This is a genomic window from Pseudarthrobacter xylosi (assembly GCF_055412765.1).
Genome location: NZ_JBVAYT010000010.1, coordinates 1 through 14,529, shown reverse-complemented (window position 1 = coordinate 14,529; position 14,529 = coordinate 1). Strand labels below are relative to the sequence as shown.

23 protein-coding genes and 2 pseudogenes are annotated in these 14,529 nt (G+C 63.4%); 13 read left to right on the top strand and 12 right to left on the bottom strand.

The features are described from left to right. The first annotated feature begins 142 nt into the window (after nucleotides 1-142). Nucleotides 143-688 (top strand): DUF7793 family protein, encoded by a 546-nt coding sequence (locus ACZY1F_RS18275; protein WP_463943933.1) that lies wholly within the window; start codon nucleotides 143-145, stop codon nucleotides 686-688. A 421-nt stretch (nucleotides 689-1,109) separates the two neighbouring features. On the opposite strand, the gene ACZY1F_RS18270 is transcribed toward ACZY1F_RS18275, so the two are convergent. Next, nucleotides 1,110-1,307, bottom strand: coding sequence for a hypothetical protein (locus ACZY1F_RS18270; RefSeq protein WP_463943685.1), 198 nt, complete (start codon nucleotides 1,305-1,307; stop codon nucleotides 1,110-1,112). A 122-nt stretch (nucleotides 1,308-1,429) separates the two neighbouring features. Here ACZY1F_RS18270 and ACZY1F_RS18265 point away from each other — a divergent pair, with 122 nt between their 5' ends. Continuing rightward, the gene (locus tag ACZY1F_RS18265) at nucleotides 1,430-1,765 is read left to right on the top strand and encodes a hypothetical protein (RefSeq protein WP_463943684.1); all 336 of its coding nucleotides are present in this window, start codon (nucleotides 1,430-1,432) and stop codon (nucleotides 1,763-1,765) included. Nucleotides 1,766-2,050: 285 nt separating this feature from the next. Here the strand turns inward: ACZY1F_RS18265 and ACZY1F_RS18260 are convergent, their stop codons facing one another. Next, nucleotides 2,051-2,224 carry a hypothetical protein gene (locus tag ACZY1F_RS18260; RefSeq protein ID WP_463943682.1) on the bottom strand — a complete coding sequence of 58 codons (174 nt, stop codon included), beginning with the start codon at nucleotides 2,222-2,224 and terminating at the stop codon, nucleotides 2,051-2,053. Between the two features lie 287 nt (nucleotides 2,225-2,511). Here ACZY1F_RS18260 and ACZY1F_RS18255 point away from each other — a divergent pair, with 287 nt between their 5' ends. The 4 genes and pseudogenes from ACZY1F_RS18255 to ACZY1F_RS18240 form a co-directional block, all read left to right on the top strand. Further along, on the top strand, nucleotides 2,512-3,000 hold the full coding sequence (locus ACZY1F_RS18255; RefSeq protein ID WP_463943681.1) for a hypothetical protein: 489 nt from the start codon (nucleotides 2,512-2,514) through the stop codon (nucleotides 2,998-3,000). Nucleotides 3,001-3,096: 96 nt separating this feature from the next. Then, nucleotides 3,097-3,222, top strand: a pseudogene (locus tag ACZY1F_RS18250) (hypothetical protein); the annotation flags it as partial. A gap of 307 nt (nucleotides 3,223-3,529) precedes the next feature. Further along, nucleotides 3,530-3,754: a hypothetical protein gene (locus tag ACZY1F_RS18245; RefSeq protein ID WP_463943679.1), complete on the top strand. Its 225-nt coding sequence runs from the start codon at nucleotides 3,530-3,532 to the stop codon at nucleotides 3,752-3,754. A gap of 94 nt (nucleotides 3,755-3,848) precedes the next feature. Beyond that, nucleotides 3,849-4,021: pseudogene (locus ACZY1F_RS18240) on the top strand (transposase); the annotation flags it as partial. Here ACZY1F_RS18240 and ACZY1F_RS18235 read toward each other — a convergent pair. After that, nucleotides 3,993-4,265, bottom strand: a complete 273-nt coding sequence (locus tag ACZY1F_RS18235; protein ID WP_463943677.1) for a DUF2188 domain-containing protein — start codon at nucleotides 4,263-4,265, stop codon at nucleotides 3,993-3,995. The pseudogene ACZY1F_RS18240 and the gene ACZY1F_RS18235 sit on opposite strands and share 29 nt — an antisense overlap. 101 nt (nucleotides 4,266-4,366) lie before the next feature. Here ACZY1F_RS18235 and ACZY1F_RS18230 point away from each other — a divergent pair, with 101 nt between their 5' ends. The 3 genes from ACZY1F_RS18230 (at nucleotide 4,367) to ACZY1F_RS18220 (ending at nucleotide 7,384) form a co-directional block, all read left to right on the top strand. Then, nucleotides 4,367-5,389, top strand: a complete 1,023-nt coding sequence (locus tag ACZY1F_RS18230; protein ID WP_463943675.1) for an AAA family ATPase — start codon at nucleotides 4,367-4,369, stop codon at nucleotides 5,387-5,389. A gap of 347 nt (nucleotides 5,390-5,736) precedes the next feature. Then, nucleotides 5,737-6,594, top strand: a complete 858-nt coding sequence (locus ACZY1F_RS18225; protein ID WP_463943673.1) for a phosphatase PAP2 family protein — start codon at nucleotides 5,737-5,739, stop codon at nucleotides 6,592-6,594. Nucleotides 6,595-6,727: 133 nt separating this feature from the next. Continuing rightward, nucleotides 6,728-7,384 (top strand): DedA family protein, encoded by a 657-nt coding sequence (locus tag ACZY1F_RS18220; RefSeq protein WP_463943671.1) that lies wholly within the window; start codon nucleotides 6,728-6,730, stop codon nucleotides 7,382-7,384. A gap of 19 nt (nucleotides 7,385-7,403) precedes the next feature. Here ACZY1F_RS18220 and ACZY1F_RS18215 read toward each other — a convergent pair whose 3' ends face one another. Beyond that, a complete protein-coding gene (locus ACZY1F_RS18215) occupies nucleotides 7,404-8,579 on the bottom strand; it encodes an ATP-binding protein (protein WP_463943669.1) in 1,176 nt (391 codons plus the stop codon). Further along, nucleotides 8,461-8,991: a helicase associated domain-containing protein gene (locus ACZY1F_RS18210; protein WP_463943931.1), complete on the bottom strand. Its 531-nt coding sequence runs from the start codon at nucleotides 8,989-8,991 to the stop codon at nucleotides 8,461-8,463. The genes ACZY1F_RS18215 and ACZY1F_RS18210 overlap by 119 nt, the downstream gene beginning before the upstream one ends. Nucleotides 8,992-9,081: 90 nt before the next feature. Here ACZY1F_RS18210 and ACZY1F_RS18205 point away from each other — a divergent pair, with 90 nt between their 5' ends. From ACZY1F_RS18205 to ACZY1F_RS18190, 4 genes are all read left to right on the top strand, one after another. Beyond that, on the top strand, nucleotides 9,082-9,459 hold the full coding sequence (locus tag ACZY1F_RS18205) for a DUF7793 family protein (RefSeq protein ID WP_463943668.1): 378 nt from the start codon (nucleotides 9,082-9,084) through the stop codon (nucleotides 9,457-9,459). A gap of 175 nt (nucleotides 9,460-9,634) precedes the next feature. Continuing rightward, entirely contained in the window at nucleotides 9,635-10,015 is a 381-nt protein-coding gene (locus ACZY1F_RS18200; protein WP_463943666.1) for a DUF7793 family protein, read from the top strand. Between the two features lie 133 nt (nucleotides 10,016-10,148). Beyond that, a complete protein-coding gene (locus ACZY1F_RS18195) occupies nucleotides 10,149-10,862 on the top strand; it encodes an SOS response-associated peptidase (protein ID WP_463943664.1) in 714 nt (237 codons plus the stop codon). Nucleotides 10,863-11,260: 398 nt separating this feature from the next. Next, nucleotides 11,261-11,443 (top strand): YegP family protein, encoded by a 183-nt coding sequence (locus ACZY1F_RS18190; protein WP_463943662.1) that lies wholly within the window; start codon nucleotides 11,261-11,263, stop codon nucleotides 11,441-11,443. Here the strand turns inward: ACZY1F_RS18190 and ACZY1F_RS18185 are convergent. From ACZY1F_RS18185 to ACZY1F_RS18155, 7 genes are all read right to left on the bottom strand, one after another. Next, nucleotides 11,379-11,786: an ATP-dependent DNA ligase gene (locus ACZY1F_RS18185; protein WP_463943929.1), complete on the bottom strand. Its 408-nt coding sequence runs from the start codon at nucleotides 11,784-11,786 to the stop codon at nucleotides 11,379-11,381. The two genes, ACZY1F_RS18190 and ACZY1F_RS18185, sit on opposite strands and share 65 nt — an antisense overlap. A gap of 76 nt (nucleotides 11,787-11,862) precedes the next feature. Beyond that, nucleotides 11,863-12,153 carry a hypothetical protein gene (locus tag ACZY1F_RS18180; protein ID WP_463943660.1) on the bottom strand — a complete coding sequence of 97 codons (291 nt, stop codon included), beginning with the start codon at nucleotides 12,151-12,153 and terminating at the stop codon, nucleotides 11,863-11,865. Nucleotides 12,154-12,241: 88 nt separating this feature from the next. After that, the gene (locus tag ACZY1F_RS18175) at nucleotides 12,242-12,913 is read right to left on the bottom strand and encodes a helicase associated domain-containing protein (RefSeq protein ID WP_463943659.1); all 672 of its coding nucleotides are present in this window, start codon (nucleotides 12,911-12,913) and stop codon (nucleotides 12,242-12,244) included. Nucleotides 12,914-12,918: 5 nt separating this feature from the next. Further along, complete coding sequence (locus ACZY1F_RS18170; protein WP_463943658.1) at nucleotides 12,919-13,065, bottom strand: hypothetical protein; 147 nt, start codon at nucleotides 13,063-13,065, stop codon at nucleotides 12,919-12,921. Between the two features lie 166 nt (nucleotides 13,066-13,231). Next, the gene (locus ACZY1F_RS18165) at nucleotides 13,232-13,483 is read right to left on the bottom strand and encodes a hypothetical protein (protein WP_463943656.1); all 252 of its coding nucleotides are present in this window, start codon (nucleotides 13,481-13,483) and stop codon (nucleotides 13,232-13,234) included. Beyond that, nucleotides 13,483-13,806, bottom strand: a complete 324-nt coding sequence (locus tag ACZY1F_RS18160) for a hypothetical protein (protein ID WP_463943654.1) — start codon at nucleotides 13,804-13,806, stop codon at nucleotides 13,483-13,485. Before ACZY1F_RS18160 ends, ACZY1F_RS18165 begins: the two co-directional genes overlap by 1 nt. Nucleotides 13,807-13,855: 49 nt before the next feature. After that, the coding region (locus ACZY1F_RS18155; protein ID WP_463943652.1) for a DinB/UmuC family translesion DNA polymerase at nucleotides 13,856-14,529 on the bottom strand (674 nt) is incomplete at its 5' end.

Here is a 14,529-nt window from a genome sequence, read left to right as displayed (position 1 = left end):
ATTTGAAACGCGTTCCAGTTCCAAGGAAATGGGACACCGCAGTTAGGATCCAGTCTCGAGCATTCTCTGCGAAGCGCCGCCTTTGATTCGTCGTTTGCCTGTTGTGTACCGCCAAACAGGCAGTTAGTCTGTGCTCCACAAGATGCTGGGGGAGCAAAAGATGAAACCAATCACTGTTGACGGCGGCAAGGGCACGGTGGAACTCGATGCAGTGGGAGTTCTCCACCTTGTGTGGAAGCCGGGGACTGTTCTGGTGGCCGATGACGTACATGCGGCGATGGCAAAGGTCAATGAGGTTGCTGACGGTGCCGAGTACCCGATGTTGATCGACATGGCGAACACCGAATCGGTTACCCGTCAGGCCAAGTCCGTTTTCAGCGTCCGGTGCGCCGCTTCACGAATAGCCCTGCTTGGCTCAAGCCCGGTCAATCGTGTCATTGCTAACTTCGCTATGGCACGGCGGATACTCCCGTGTCCCACTCGGTTTTTCACTTCCCGCAATGAGGCCATGTACTGGCTTCTCCAGACGCCCTTCCGTAATACGAAAGAAGTGGGACACCCTGGTGCCGGTAGCACCGCAGGGCCGTTGGCCGTCCAGCCAGCTGGCCGAGACGAAATCCCACCTCATCGCTGCCATGGAGTCCCGCACCACGATCGACTTGGCGGCCGGGGCCATCAGGCCCCATGACCGCTGCAGCCAGGAAGCGGCCTTCAAGGCCCTGACGATCGCGTCCAGTACCCGCAGACGTCAAACTCCGGGACGTCGTTGCAACAGCCGTAGCTTTCCTGTCACAGGACCCGAAAGTCCGGACCCAGTTCGACGCCTAGGTCATTTTGCTGGTTTCCGCGGCCGCAGGCTTTCGCGGCGTCATCGTGCGGTATCTGGGGACGTCGGACTGCAAGGATGATGTTGACGGCGACTCCCCCCGAACCTGTTGGGATGGGCTCGGTAGCGTCCCTGAGTGGAAGCCGCAGCCGGGGAATGCCACGATGGCCCGGGCGCTCGTGGTGGTTCCGGCCGTATGGTCCGGTGGCCTGATGGCAGGCAGCCGAACCGCTCCACTGGGTCAGTGCCAAGGGGTGCGCCGGTCAGCAACCCCGGGGCGACGTCAGTTGCGGCGGGTGTCCCGGACGGCGCACTCGAGCAGGTAGAGATCGATTTCTGTTGGAATCAGCAATCGGTAAATGAAGGCTTCGAATTCGAGGATTCCGGCGTTGCCCCCGTAGCTCCAGTACGTCAGCCAAAGATCGTGCAGCGCTACCAACTGGCCATCCAAGAGGTTCTTAGCGCGGATGCGTGCATCCATACTCCACTGTAGAAACTGCTCGCCGGCACACACAAGGGGCCAAGGGGATGTCCCGCTAGCTGACTGATGATCCCTTCCTGGTTTGGTTTCCTGGAGGGCAGGTCCGGTGAGACGATGCCCTTATGAGCGATAAACGCGATGGAATACGGGTCCCGCACCAGCATGCCCATGGAGCGGTGCCGACCCCGCAGCAGATCCGGACCGTCGGGCAACGCCGACGGGAAGCGGAGGAGAAACTGGGGCACCATTTGAACGAAGCCCGCCACAAAGACGAAGACCAGCAAACCACCGACCCGGGGCCCGGCACGCCCGGCAGCGAGGACGTGGACGGCGCGGACGTTGCCGCCATCCAGAACGATGACCGGCTCACTGCCGCTGACCGCGTGGACCTGATCGCCAATCAGGTCATCCCCGAACAGGACGCCAACGACACACAGCGTCCCGACGGCCCGCCCTGAAACCGGGGTCTAACAAGGCGCCCGGGCGCTGGACGGGTGGCCGGACAACTATTAAAGTCTCTTAGTACTGAAACCGGCAGGGGCACACAGTGCCCGGGGGAGGGGGAGCACGTCACCGCAGACCAACACCAAGCACTACCTGTCCTATCCGTTGAAAGCCCCTTTCGAGGGGCTTTCCCTTTTGTAGGCACCCGCACCTCCGTCTTCGTCGACGGACTTTTTGGTCAGAGGTGACCTGCTGAAGGTCACGCCGGTGTGCTCTGTGTGGCGTTTGTTAGCCGCGGGTCACTTGTTCTCACCTCGTGCCAGCGCGCGGACGGGCAGGGTCAGGAGCCTGACGATCCCGGCCAGAGCCAGAACGATGGTGAAGGCAGCGAGCTGGCCGAAGAACATCAGAGCGGCCACGGCGAGGGTTCCCGCGTAGGTGAGGGCAAAGGTAAACGTTTCAGCATCAGGCATCGACGGCCATCTCCGGAAGAGTCGAGGGAAAGCGAAGCAGGACGTGCCGGTACAGGGCCGTACGGTTTTCCCGGTCCCGGCAATTATCTCCCGCCCAACCCAATGCCCGACGAACCGGAAGTTTCGCCTGGCCGGCTGATTGTGGCGGGAGTCCAGAAACAGCCGGCGGGCCAGCCAGACACTGACATGCAGCGGCACAGCTCAGGGAACGGTAGTAGGGATACAGCCTGTTTCTCCGGCTCTGCCAGCCGTAGGCTATGGGCATCCATCACACCCAGGAGGCACCCATGCGCACGGCAAACCCGATGACCGAAACTGAGCAGGTCCACCATCTCTCTGAGAACCTCATGGCCCATCTGGCCAGGGGCAAGGAATGGGCCACGCCTGGGGCGCAGGCTGCGCTGCAACGAGCGGTGGCCGGGCTGGAGACTGGCATTGAAACTGCATCCCCGCGGCTCCAAGCGGTCTTGTACCGGCTCGCTGACGAGCTGGCGGGCGGGGTGGAAACACTGACTCCGCGGGTCCGGGAACGCTTGAAGCGGGTTGCACCGAAAGCCGCCGTTGAGGTCCTGGAGCCCGGGCCGGTCCAGGCTGGACTGCCGGCGTCCCGGAAGTGGTGGTGGATTGTGGGGCTGCTGGCCATGGTCGCGGCCGGGGTAGGCGTGTGGCGCTCCTCGAGGACCCCCGATGAAGAGCCCACGTCCCTCTCGCCTGTGCAGGACGCAGGCGGCACGGACTTTCAGGGTGACGCGGACCTTACCGCCGGCCGTATGTAGTCTCCAGCATCCATCGTCGTTGCCTATCGCAGCTGAAAGCGATTCGTATGGTCCGACACCTATGACGTCGCTGTAGCCAGAGAGTTCGACACTCCGCCGAGGTGGGTGTGGGCCGCCTGGACGGAGCCCGGGGACCTGCGCCGGTGGTGGTCGGGACCAATAGGTTTCACGTGCTCGCGCGGCCGGAAGCCGACGTTCGACCCGGCGGCCGAATCCTCGTGAAGACGTCGCCCTCAGTTCGGAATGAAACTCCCGGCCCAGCGTCGTAGGGAAACACCGCCTCCACCGCCCAGGGCACTCCCAGCCCCACCATGGCCCTAAACATTCCAAGCCGGAGGAAAACCGCACCGCAGGCAGCGGCCGGAAACTCGGTGAGGCATGTAGCACCCAGTCAGGCCTGTTAGGGTGGGCCGCGGTGCCGGGCCCGGGTGTCCCCGATGATTTCGGGCCAGGTAACCATGGTTGCCGGGCCCTGACATCCCCCAGTGTTCGGGCCCGGCAACCACCAACAGCACCACGAGAGGCTCTTATGATGCGCTGGGAAACCTACGACGTCCGCACCAGTACGAACACCGGGATGGGAACCTTCAGCAGCCAGGAAGCAGCGGAATCCCAGATCGAACGATGGAAGATCCGGGACCAGCGTGGTGGCCGGACGGACCTTCGAGGGCTGATGCCGCACCTCGCGGCACGGCCAGAGATAACTCTGGTGGATCTGGAGCCGAGCACTTCACCTCTCATCTCCCGTTCATAAGAACGTAGCGCCAGGGGCGGGCGATGAGTGCAGAGGACTCCTGGCATTCCGTGCAATGGCCGTCTAAAAACGACCGCTGGTTCACACCCTCACCACGGAGCTCTTAGAGTCCAGCCCCGCCGCTCCGCTTCTGGGGGAAACAGGATTCGGGACCGTGACCGCCGCCGTGGTCTACACAGCTAGGTCGCATCTGGGCCGGGTACGCCTCGGAGGCCCGCCTTCGCCGCTCTGGCCGGGGTCAATCCCATCCCAGCATCGTCGGGGAGCAGTTCACAATAGCGGGCCCTTCTTGTTTCACCGACATCGCTGCGCGATGGCGTGAACTGCCGTATCCGCCCGGGACATTCCGGGGATCTTTGACGTAGCTGTTCTTGGAGCCGATCCGGCCGTCCTGGTTCTTGATGACGTGCTCCACCTTGTCGGCCTGGGCCGCTTCCCGGCCTGCATCTTCTGCCTCATCCTTGGTGCCGTAGTCAGCACCGAAAGCACCGCCAGTGCCCGCATTATTCAACGGAGACTGCCTGCACCGCGTGAATACTACGACCAAAAGGGAGTCGATACTGGTGAAGGCCAACCCCACCCCGGGCGGGAATCGAGTACTACAGTGGATGCATGGCTCCCAGCCGCCATCCGCTCGACGACCTGCGCGAAACCCTCGGCCATCTGGCCGATCAGCTCAAGCTGCCCAGTTCAGAGCGCGTCGACGACCTGGTCGGCGATCTCATCGGTGCCAGGCCCGGGCCGGCCCGGCCGCTGTCCGAGGTCCAGGCCGAGCTTGACGCGCTGGTCGGACTGGAGACCGTGAAGGAACAGGTGCGGGCCCTAGTCGCACTACTCCAGGTCCAGGCCCGCCGTAAGACGCACGGCCTGCCGGAGGTGGCCACATCACAGCATCTGGTGTTCCTCGGAAACCCCGGCACGGGCAAGACCACCGTGGCGCGGCTCCTGGCCGAGATGTACCGCGCGGTCGGTCTGCTGCAGAAAGGCCACCTGGTCGAAGTCGACCGTTCGGGCCTCGTGGGGCAGTACGTCGGCGCGACCGCCATCAAGACGGACCGGGTGATCCGGCGTGCGCTGGACGGCGTCCTGTTCATCGACGAGGCCTACGCGCTGGCCCCGGAAGACGGCCGGATGGACTTCGGCCCCGAGGCGATCGAGGTCCTGCTCAAGCGGATGGAGGACCACCGCCACCGCCTGGTCGTGATCGTGGCCGGGTACCCGCGGCTGATGGAGTCCTTCCTGCTCTCGAACCCTGGACTGCGCTCCCGGTTCGCCCGCGAGATCACGTTCCCCGACTACTCCGTCGACTCACTCCAGACGATCTTCCACCAGATGCTGGCCCAGCACGAGTACACGCTGGAGCCGGGTGCGGACCAGGTGCTGCGCCGCATTCTGGCCGGCCTCCACGCGGGCGAGGACTCCGGCAACGCACGGTTCGCCCGCACGCTGTTCGAGCAGGCGCTCAACCGCCAGGCGCTGCGGCTATCGCTCGACGAGGAACAAAGTCTCGACGCGCTCGATCGTGAGGCCGTCATGACGCTCACCGCGGACGACATCGTCGAGGCCGCGCTGGCCTTGGGCGAGGACCCGGAGCCGGAACCGGAGCGGTCACGCTGGTGGCGCTGGCTGGTCTGACCGGATCCGCGGCGGCTGTCAGGCGAAAGCACGTACCGCCCCCGAGCGGAAAAGCACAACTATTCCATTGTCGTGCAACCGGAGGACAGCTTTCCTACCCACCCCAAGCTTGCTCGCTACGGCCAGGACGCAGGCGGCGCGGATTTCGAGGTGACGCGGACCTAACCGCGGGCCGTATGTAGTCTCCGGCATCCATCTTTGTTGCTTATCGCAGCTGAAAGGGATTCGGATGTCCGACACCTATGACATCGCTGTAGTCAGAGAGTTCGACGCTCCGCCGAGGCAAGAAAGTAAGCTTGCTTACAACTTGCCGGGAGAAGGATCCCGGCCGTGGACAGGGGAGTGACATGTACAAGGACGTGACGAGCCCTCCCGCAGCCGGGGTGCAGGGAGAGCTGCATCAGGACCGGTATGTCGGTGGCCAGGACTTAACGCGCTGGGACAACCCCCTGGGGCGGTTTTTGGCCCGCATGGTCCAGCGCATCAGTGCCGTCCTGGGCCCGCATTCCGCCCTGATCCTCATCCTGGCGGCGGGAGCCGTGATAGCGGTAGCCCTCACCGCTGTCTTCGCTCAGGTCTACGAGTCGGTGGTCAATGCCGACGGAGTGGCAGGATTGGATCATCCGGTGCTGGACACGGCGATGGGCGTCCGTTCCCCTGAGCTGAATGGGCTGGTGACGGCCTATACGGATATCGGCGGCACCATTGGAATGCCCATCCTTGCCTTGGCCGTAATGCTCTTCCTGGCGTTCCGCCGCCGCTCCTGGACCCCGGTGATCCTGATCGTCACGGCAGCGGCGGGATCGCTCCTGATGACGATTGCCGGCAAGCAACTGGTTGGCAGGACGCGTCCGCCGTTGACCGATGCCGTTCCGCCGTACGAGTATTCAGCGTCGTTTCCCAGTGGGCATTCACTGAACTCGGTGGTCATCGCGGGAATCGTAGCGTACCTGATAATTCTTCGTCTGAGGTCACCCTGGAGGAGGTTTCTCGTGGCGGCCCTGGCCGCTGCATTTGCGCTGACCATCGGGTTGAGCAGGGTTTATTTGGGCCACCACTGGCTTACCGACGTTTTGGCCGCGTGGTGTCTTGGGGCTGCGTGGCTGGCCCTGGTGATCACCGCGCACCGGCTCTATCTGACCGCCCGGAAATACCGGGCCTCGTCGGAGGCCGCGCAGGTGCGGAACTCACCAAGCGTCGGCTAGTGGAAGAGGCGGCGGAAGGCGAACCGTAAGGAGTCAAGGTGGGGCGGAGAGTAGGTTCCTGCAGAGCCGGGCGCGGCCAGAATGGATCCTGCAGTTTCGTCTGCGGACCCGTCGATGCCGTGGCGGGTGCCCGATGAGCGGATTCGTCGAAGCCGTCCTGAACGTGGACCCGCTGCTGGCCCTGGTTATCGTCGGCTTGCTGGTCTTCGCCGAGGACGCCCTCTTTTTCGGCTTCATTATTCCCGGGGAGACCGCCGCTGTCCTCGGGGGTGTCGTGGCTAGCCGCGGGAACCTGCCCGTGTGGTCGATGATGGCCGTGGTGGTGCTCGCCGCGATCATCGGAGACACTGTCGGATATGAGGTCGGCAAGCACTTCGGACCCAGGGTGCTGAATCTGAAAGTCCTGAGCAGACGCCGGGCCAAACTGGAGAACGCGCAGGATTTCCTGCGTCGCCGGGGTGGTTCGGCTGTGTTTCTGGGCCGTTCTATCGCGTTCTTCCGCGCCGTTATGCCTGCCCTGGCCGGCACCTCACGCATGCACTATCCGAAGTTTCTGGCCTTCAATGCCGCTGGCGGTCTGGTATGGGGTGCGGGGTTTGTCATGCTCGGATTCCTGGCCGGGAACTCCTACGAAGCGGTAGCCAAAACCGCGGGACGCGACATCACCGCCGTAGTCGTGGTGGTCGTCGTGCTCGCCCTGATCATCTGGCGCATCCGCAAAGCCCGCGCCCAACGCCGCGCCGGCGGGGAACCCGGTGCGGGACGACCCGCCGAAGGGCCGGAACGCTGAGCGGGCTGCGCCACTACGCTCACTTGGGTTGGCGTTTGATGAAGGCCGCCATTCCAGGAACGGTGAATGCGATGACTCCATGTTCTGGAGCGTAGACCAGGCCCTTCGCGATCAGGTTTGCCCGAATCGGCCCGAAGCTAGCGGGCCCTCGTCCCAGCCGTACGGCTATTTCGCCGGATGAGCTACCTTTGTCGTCGTCTTCGGCCATAGCCCTGAGGTAGTTCTGTTCGGCTCGAGTTGCCCGGTCCCAGCGGGCACGGAAGAAGCCGCTGTCCAGAGCTGCCCGGCCGTTAGCGGCACCAACGCGGGCATCGTCGAAGGTGATTTTCACACCGGTTGCGGCGTTCCAGGTGTCTTGTCCGAATTGCTGCAGGAAGTACGGATAGCCTGCGCTTTCGTCGACGATCAGGGCGACGGCGGAGTCGTCCCATTCGACCCCGTCCTCGGCTGCGGGCTTCGTCAGGGCTTCGGAGGCGACGGTGCCGCGGAGTTCCTCGATCTTCTCGTAATTGAACCGTTCGGCGTAAGACTTCGCTTCGGCGAGGACCCTGGGCAGGCTCGGCAGTCCGGCAAAGGCGAAGAGGACGCGCCAGTCGTCTTGCGCGGCGGCGTGAGCGATTGCGCAGAGTGCCACGAGTTCGGCCGGATTGAGATCCTGCGCTTCGTCAATCAGGATCGCCAGGCCGACGCTCTCCTCCTCTGCAGCCAATGCCAGGTCGTGGATGAGTTTGCGGAGATCTGTTTCGAGGACGCCGGTGTCCGCTCCTCCGCCTGAGGCCCCGTCCAGGTCCAGGCCGAAGTTCCAGGTTCCGCTCTGGTCGTAGGACGCTTTGAAGCTGACGGCTGTTTTTAACGCCTTGAGTAGTCGGCGCCCCGCCGACGGGCGTGCCAGATCGGCAAGTGGCGCGTGAAGGGCTTCTCCCAGCGCTTCGCGCAGTGACTTGCCGGCGCCGGCTTCGACCTGTGCGACCAGCCAGTCCCGGTTACTCGCGGAGCGGCGGAAGTCCGAAAGCAGAACTGTCTTGCCCACGCCCCTTAGCCCATAGAGAACGAATGGCTGAGCCGTCCTGCCGGCTTCAACACGTTCGATCGCAACCTGCCAATCCCTGCGAGGCTGGTCGCGACCGACGAGGGCCGCCGGTTTCCGCCCGGCGCCGGGCGAGTAGGGATTCGATACGGGATCCAAGCCAATCATCTCTATGAAGGTCTACTGAAATATAGACAAGTGTAGCAAAACAGTAGATATCAGTAGTTGTTGCTAGCAACCAGACTGACCCGAAAGGGGGAACCGCAGTGCAGCTCGAGGGTCGCTGTAGCCGTTCAGCCCCTTCGAACGTTGGGGACCCGGGCGGCTGGCCGCGGGTCCTGCCCTCACGCCAACCACGAAGGAGAGTGTTCAGCTGTTCTTCTTTGTCCTGGTCCAGTTCGCCGCAGCGGCACTTCATGCGTTGGATGTGCAGCCACTTCCCCAGGAGTCGTTCCTCTTCGGTGTCGGTCTTCTTGTGGCGGGGCCAGTCGTTCCCGGTGCCCAGGTAGTCGGTGAGATCGATCAGGCGTTGGTTCCAACGTTTTTCGTCGTTGTCTTTGCGACCAGCATCATCTGCGATGAAATGCCGGGCATTTGACTCTTCGTTTTTTGCTGCGCATCTTTAGGCGGGCAGTTAGTCTTAGCTCCACAAGATGCTGGGGGGCAAAAGATGAAGCCAATCACTGTTGATGGCGGCAAGGGCACCGTAGAACTCGATGAGGGGGTTCTCCACCTTGTGTGGAAGCCGGGGACTGTTCTGGAGGCCGTTGATGTACAGGCGGCGATGGCAAAGGTCAATGAGCTTGCCGACGGTGCCGAGTACCCGATGTTGGTCGACATATCGAACACCCAAGCGGTGACCCGCCAAGCCAAGTCCGTTTTCAGCGTCAAGTGCGCCGCTTCACGAATTGCCCTGCTTGGCTCAAACCCGGTTAGTCGTGTCATTGCTAACTTCGCTATGGCACGGCGGACACTCCCGTGTCCCACACGGTTTTTCACCTCCCGCACTGAGGCCATGTACTGGCTTCTCCAGGAACCCCTTCCCTGACCCCGACCGTGGCAGCGGAGTGACCGGGACCGACCTCCCATATCCGAGGAAACGGGACCATGCTAACGGTCGGGATCCATTCACCAGCCTTACTTGCGATGAGGCGGCGCCTTTGTGGCTATGCACGTCAAAGCAGGCAGTTAGTCTTAGCTGCACAAGATGTGGGGAGTAAAAGATGAAACCAATCACGGTTGACGGCGGCAAGGGCACCGTGGAACTCGATGCCGAAGGAGTTCTCCACCTTGTGTGGAAGATGGGGACTGTTCTGGAGGCCGCTGATGTACAGGCGGCGATGGCAAAGGTCAATGAGCTTGCTGACGGTGCCGAGTACCCGATGTTGATAGACATATCGAACACCCAAGCGGTGACGGGCCAAGCCAAGTCCGTTTTCAGCGCCAAGTGCGCCGCTTCACGAATTGCCCTGCTTGGCTCAAGCCCACTCAATCGTGTCATTGCCAACTTCGCTATGGCACGGCGGACACTCCCGTGTCCCACACGGTTTTTCACCTCCCGCAAAGAGGCCATGTACTGGCTTCTCCAGGCACCCCTTCCCTGACCTGGACCGCGTGGTTCGGGAAAGAGAACAGGCCGCCCCTGGGGGCTCGCAGTGCACGGTCCAGCACACCACTCAGGGAACAACCTCGCCTCCCGGCCTAAATAAATGGCGGCTGCAGGGCAGAATGGGGCTCATGTGCGGCAGATATGTGATGTCCAAGGCCACGGGTGACCTTCTTAGCCATTTTGAGGCCAAAGAGGTCGAGGGAAGCCCACCGTCGCCGAGCTGGAACGTGGCACCAACCCAAAGCGTGCCGATTGTTGCCGAACGTTTGGATGAGGGCACGATTGACCGGCACCTGCTCATTGCCCGCTGGGGTCTGGTTCCGTCCTGGGCAAAGGACATCAAGATCGGCTCCAAGTTGATAAACGCCCGCAGCGAATCAATCCTGCAGAAGCCGTCCTTCCGGAAGGCTGCCGTAAAGCGCAGAGCAATCGTCCCGGCAGAAGGCTATTACGAGTGGCAAAAGACCGACGACGGGAAGAAAATTCCGAACTACCTGTACTCTGAGAAAGAGCCCCTGCTGGGCTTCGCCGGGCTGTACGAGTGGTGGGCAGACCCCTCTGTGCCTGAGGATGACCCTGGTCGATGGCTGCTCAGCTGCACCGTGCTCACTACGACGACGCAGGACGCGCTCGGGCACGTCCATGACCGGTCCCCGGTGATTATCCCGCGGGACCGTTTCGCTGAATGGCTGGACCCGGACCTGACCGACAAGGACGACATCCAGCAGCTGCTGGATTCCTTGCCGGAACCGACCCTGACGCCTCGGATTGTCAGCCCCCGTGTGAACAGCGTGCGGAACAACGGGCCGGAGCTCATCGAGCCTGCAGAGTCCGCATCCTAATAGGCTCATGCAGTGATACTTACCGGCCCACCAGTAATCCGGACGGCAGCCAGGGATACATCTAGGCCGAGCGCGACGCCTATGACGAAGCGCGGGAAACCTCTACGCGCTTCTGGAAGACGGCCGGAAGCTCATAGCCACCCGCAAGGACTAACAGGCGTAAGCGCGTACGACAGGGGTAGCTCCTGCTTAACCCGGAGTGCTCCGCAACCGGTGCCGACGAACCTCGGACCATGCGACGTCGGCGGAAACTTCAACAACCACGGGCAGGCTATTCATCGAGTTTCAAGCGCTGTCTTGGATCATTAGCGCCATCCTTCTCGTTACGATGTGCACGTTGGGCAGTATCCGCACCGCGCCGACCAAGTCGAGGCGGCGATGACTAGGAGGACATGCGCATGGCAGGAAAGTTTGAAGTGTACAAGGACAGTTCCGGCGGGTTCCGATTCCGGCTCAAGGCCGGCAACGGCGAGGTCATTGCCACAGGAGAGTCCTACAGCAGTAAAGCGGCTGCGATTAAGGGCATCCAATCCGTGAAAAACAACGCAGGATCAGACATCGTGGATGTGACCGAGCCCTAGATCCGTGCTGAGGCCGCCGCCAGTCGTAAGTGATGCTGACGACTGGCGGCGGTCGCTGTCGTATGTGGAGGGTTGGGTTCGACGCCCTGGACGTCACCATGCGCCGCTGGAGCGCCTCAAAGTCGAGCCGATCCCTATTCCAGATAACGGCTTCGCCGTCGAGGACGACACCGGGCCGAACCTGAGCCCCGAGGGCTGCGGCCAGGTCAGGCAGGACCCGAGTCAGGTCCTTCCCCTGACGGGACCAGAGCATCACCCCGTCAAAATTTATTGGGGCGAGCGTCCGGCCTTCCCATTTGGGCTCAAAGAGGAGCGTCCCCAGCAGGGCGCCGGCCCGGGGCATCTTCGTGACGGCCCAGGCCAGTGCGACTTTCACCGGCGGGACAAGCCCGACCGGCACCCCGGTCCCGACCGGCGGATCAGGTGCCACCGTCGAGGCCTTCGAGTGCCTCAACCTCAGCCTCGTCCAGCAACTGGGCTGTACTGGGCCCGGTGGTGCGGGCGAGGTCATCGAGGGCGATGAACCTGGCACGCGCCAAGACAATGACCAGCTCGGCGAGGTACCTGGGCCCGTTGCGCTGCACCAGGTCGTCCAGAACGGTGTGCATGCGTCCGGTTAGCTCTGTGGGGCCTCCGGATTCCTCGGCTGCGATGCGCGTCAGTGTCAGCGCGGCCAGCGTCGGATCGTCGTATGAGTCCCATGGCCCCACGCTACGCACGCCGGGCCCAGTTGTCAGTGATCAGCCCCTTCAGGCACAGGCGGATACGAGGTGGGCCAGCTCCGAGGCCTGCAGCCGATCAGCCGCGGCGGAGGTTGGGGGATCCGGGTGGGCGGCCGCGCGTCCGTCCGTTCCGCCAACCGGGAAGGAGCGTGTTCAGCTGTGCTTCTTTATCCTGGTCCAGTTCGTTGCGGCGGTATTTCATGCGTTGGATGTGCAGCCACATCCCCAGCAGGCGTTCTTCTTCGGTGTCCGTCCTCTTGTGGCGCGGCCAGTCGTTCCCGGCAGCCATGTAGCCGGTGAGTTCTTGTAGGCGTTGGTGCCAGCGTTTTTCGTCGTCGTCTTTGCGGGTCCGTTTTTCCCAGCCGGAGATTTCCTGAAGACCGGCACTGTAGGTAGGGGAGAGACTACCCCGGTCGTGGTCCTGGCGCCGTCTTGTCAGCCACTGGGCGAGGGCACGCTCACGGGCAGAGGATGACTTGGTCGAGGGGAGACGGCCTCCGGCCCGGTACAGGACGATGGTGTCGTTGAGATTTTGCAGCCCTTCCGCGGTGATGCGGGTGACCGGGGGTGGGCGGGAGGCATTGCGGTGGTCGTCCCTGATGGACGGGTCCGTGGCGGCCGCAATGGCCACGTGGTAGCGGATGGTGCTTTGGCCGACACCTGCGGTGGCGGCGATTTGTGTGGTGGTGAGGCCTTGCCGGTCCATCTGCACCCACTCCGGGTGCGGGGCTGACCTGTGCTCGGGCATCCGGGTCAGCTGCCCTTGCGGATGGCGATCAGCTTGGCGCCTTCGGGGATGGCGGCCTCAAGTGCGGCCTTGGCGTTGTCGTAGTCGTCGCCCTGGGCGCTGACATGGTCGGTGCTGCCGTCGGCCATCTGAAGTGTTCCGGTGAGTTCCACCGGATCAGCCTAGTTGTCTCTCCGGGTTCCCGGCGGCTGCGCGCGGCGAGGCCCCCCAAGGCTTGGTGCAGCTGTTCTACCAGAGGGAGGTAGTCCACGGGCCGCGCCCCGCCGAGATCCCGGGCGGGGGTGATCATCCAGGCGGTGAAGTAGTTGTGCGCGAGCTTCATTCCAGGGCGTGCCGGAAAAGGGACTCCACAGTGGGGTGGACCTGGCCGCCGGGGAGGAACTGGAAGCCCGGGCAGTACGTTCCCTCACGGACGAAGACTCTGACGAGCTGCTGCATGACCGGGTCGGTGTCTTCCATGAGTCCGGTGGGCCGGTGCCGGACCTGTTCCAGCGTGGGCAGTCCGAATTCGGTCTTGAGGGATTCCCAGAGGTGGTCGGGTACGGGTTGGCCGATGATGGGGGAGTGCATCAGCTGCCGTCGTCGATGGACTCGAGCAGCCACTGCGCGGCGAGTGGCTGACGCCGCAGGGTGAAGGTCCTCAGCGGGGAGTCGGGGGCGGGGACCCGGGCCTGGACGCGCCAGTATTCGACGCTGACCAGGTCTCCGCTGCCTTTGGCTGCGGTGCGTCGGGTGTCCCACCAGGAGTCCCGTCCGTACCAGTGCTGGGAATCCGTGTCGGGGTCGACCAGCCAGATCTGTCCGTCGTGACGGATGGCGAGGGGTATGCCTGCAGGGTCGAGCCGGACCTGGACGATGGTGGTCTGTATGGGGGCTTCGTGGGTGATGGTCATGAGGTGCGTTCTTTCGTGGTGCTGACGTGCCAGTGCGGTCGTGCGATAGTTAGGCGGCTTTGACGAGGGGGAGTTCGTCCCAGTGGGTGGTGTAGCGGGGGGAGAGCATGTCCCGTTTCATGGTCCAGTCCGGTCCGCCGCGGATCCCGGCGTGGCCGAGGCCGATGGAGCCGCGGCCGTAGCGGCGGGTGACGTCTTCGAGGAGGGTGCCGACGTGGCGTTCCTCGTGCGGGTTCTCGAAGAGGGATAGGGGTGCCTGGTTGCCGGTGGGGCGGAGGTCGGTGACCATGATCCCGGCCCGGGCGTACCTGACACCCTCATTGATGTGGGGCAGGAGGGCGTGGGAGGCCTGGGTCAGGATGACCGGGTCCGCGGTGGGCATCGGCAGCGGGATGCACACGGAAGGGTAGGAGGTGTCTTTCGGGTTGAAGTGCGAGGTGCCGGCGAATGCTGTGAGGACTTTGGCTTGCAGCCCGTGTTTGGCCAGCCGGGCGGAGGCCTGCTGGCCGTAGACGCTCATGACCTGCCGGATCCCGGCCGCGGTGGTGATGGGGGTGGCAAAGGAGCGGGAGAAGATCAGCTGGTCCCGCCCGATCCGCTCCTCCTCCATCGGGATGCACGGGGTCCCTTGGAGTTCCAGGACGGTGCGCATCATGACGACGGAGAACCGGTTCCGGATCATGACCGGGTTCGCCCGGGACAAGTCCAGGATCGAGAAGATTC

What these genes read in the sequence shown, in the direction of transcription:
- ACZY1F_RS18160 (WP_463943654.1), bottom strand. Translation starts at nt 13,806, where the DNA reads ATGACCATCACCCACGAAGCCCCCATACAGACCACCATCGTCCAGGTC.
- ACZY1F_RS18205 (WP_463943668.1), top strand. Translation starts at nt 9,082, where the DNA reads ATGAAGCCAATCACTGTTGATGGCGGCAAGGGCACCGTAGAACTCGAT.
- ACZY1F_RS18165 (WP_463943656.1), bottom strand. Translation starts at nt 13,483, where the DNA reads ATGCACTCCCCCATCATCGGCCAACCCGTACCCGACCACCTCTGGGAA.
- ACZY1F_RS18185 (WP_463943929.1), bottom strand. Translation starts at nt 11,786, where the DNA reads ATGCCCCGGGCCGGCGCCCTGCTGGGGACGCTCCTCTTTGAGCCCAAA.
- ACZY1F_RS18260 (WP_463943682.1), bottom strand. Translation starts at nt 2,224, where the DNA reads ATGCCTGATGCTGAAACGTTTACCTTTGCCCTCACCTACGCGGGAACC.
- ACZY1F_RS18195 (WP_463943664.1), top strand. Translation starts at nt 10,149, where the DNA reads ATGTGCGGCAGATATGTGATGTCCAAGGCCACGGGTGACCTTCTTAGC.
- ACZY1F_RS18220 (WP_463943671.1), top strand. Translation starts at nt 6,728, where the DNA reads ATGAGCGGATTCGTCGAAGCCGTCCTGAACGTGGACCCGCTGCTGGCC.
- ACZY1F_RS18175 (WP_463943659.1), bottom strand. Translation starts at nt 12,913, where the DNA reads ATGCCCGAGCACAGGTCAGCCCCGCACCCGGAGTGGGTGCAGATGGAC.
- ACZY1F_RS18245 (WP_463943679.1), top strand. Translation starts at nt 3,530, where the DNA reads ATGATGCGCTGGGAAACCTACGACGTCCGCACCAGTACGAACACCGGG.
- ACZY1F_RS18270 (WP_463943685.1), bottom strand. Translation starts at nt 1,307, where the DNA reads ATGGATGCACGCATCCGCGCTAAGAACCTCTTGGATGGCCAGTTGGTA.
- ACZY1F_RS18190 (WP_463943662.1), top strand. Translation starts at nt 11,261, where the DNA reads ATGGCAGGAAAGTTTGAAGTGTACAAGGACAGTTCCGGCGGGTTCCGA.
- ACZY1F_RS18200 (WP_463943666.1), top strand. Translation starts at nt 9,635, where the DNA reads ATGAAACCAATCACGGTTGACGGCGGCAAGGGCACCGTGGAACTCGAT.
- ACZY1F_RS18275 (WP_463943933.1), top strand. Translation starts at nt 143, where the DNA reads ATGCTGGGGGAGCAAAAGATGAAACCAATCACTGTTGACGGCGGCAAG.
- ACZY1F_RS18255 (WP_463943681.1), top strand. Translation starts at nt 2,512, where the DNA reads ATGCGCACGGCAAACCCGATGACCGAAACTGAGCAGGTCCACCATCTC.
- ACZY1F_RS18265 (WP_463943684.1), top strand. Translation starts at nt 1,430, where the DNA reads ATGAGCGATAAACGCGATGGAATACGGGTCCCGCACCAGCATGCCCAT.
- ACZY1F_RS18225 (WP_463943673.1), top strand. Translation starts at nt 5,737, where the DNA reads ATGTACAAGGACGTGACGAGCCCTCCCGCAGCCGGGGTGCAGGGAGAG.
- ACZY1F_RS18215 (WP_463943669.1), bottom strand. Translation starts at nt 8,579, where the DNA reads ATGATTGGCTTGGATCCCGTATCGAATCCCTACTCGCCCGGCGCCGGG.
- ACZY1F_RS18230 (WP_463943675.1), top strand. Translation starts at nt 4,367, where the DNA reads ATGGCTCCCAGCCGCCATCCGCTCGACGACCTGCGCGAAACCCTCGGC.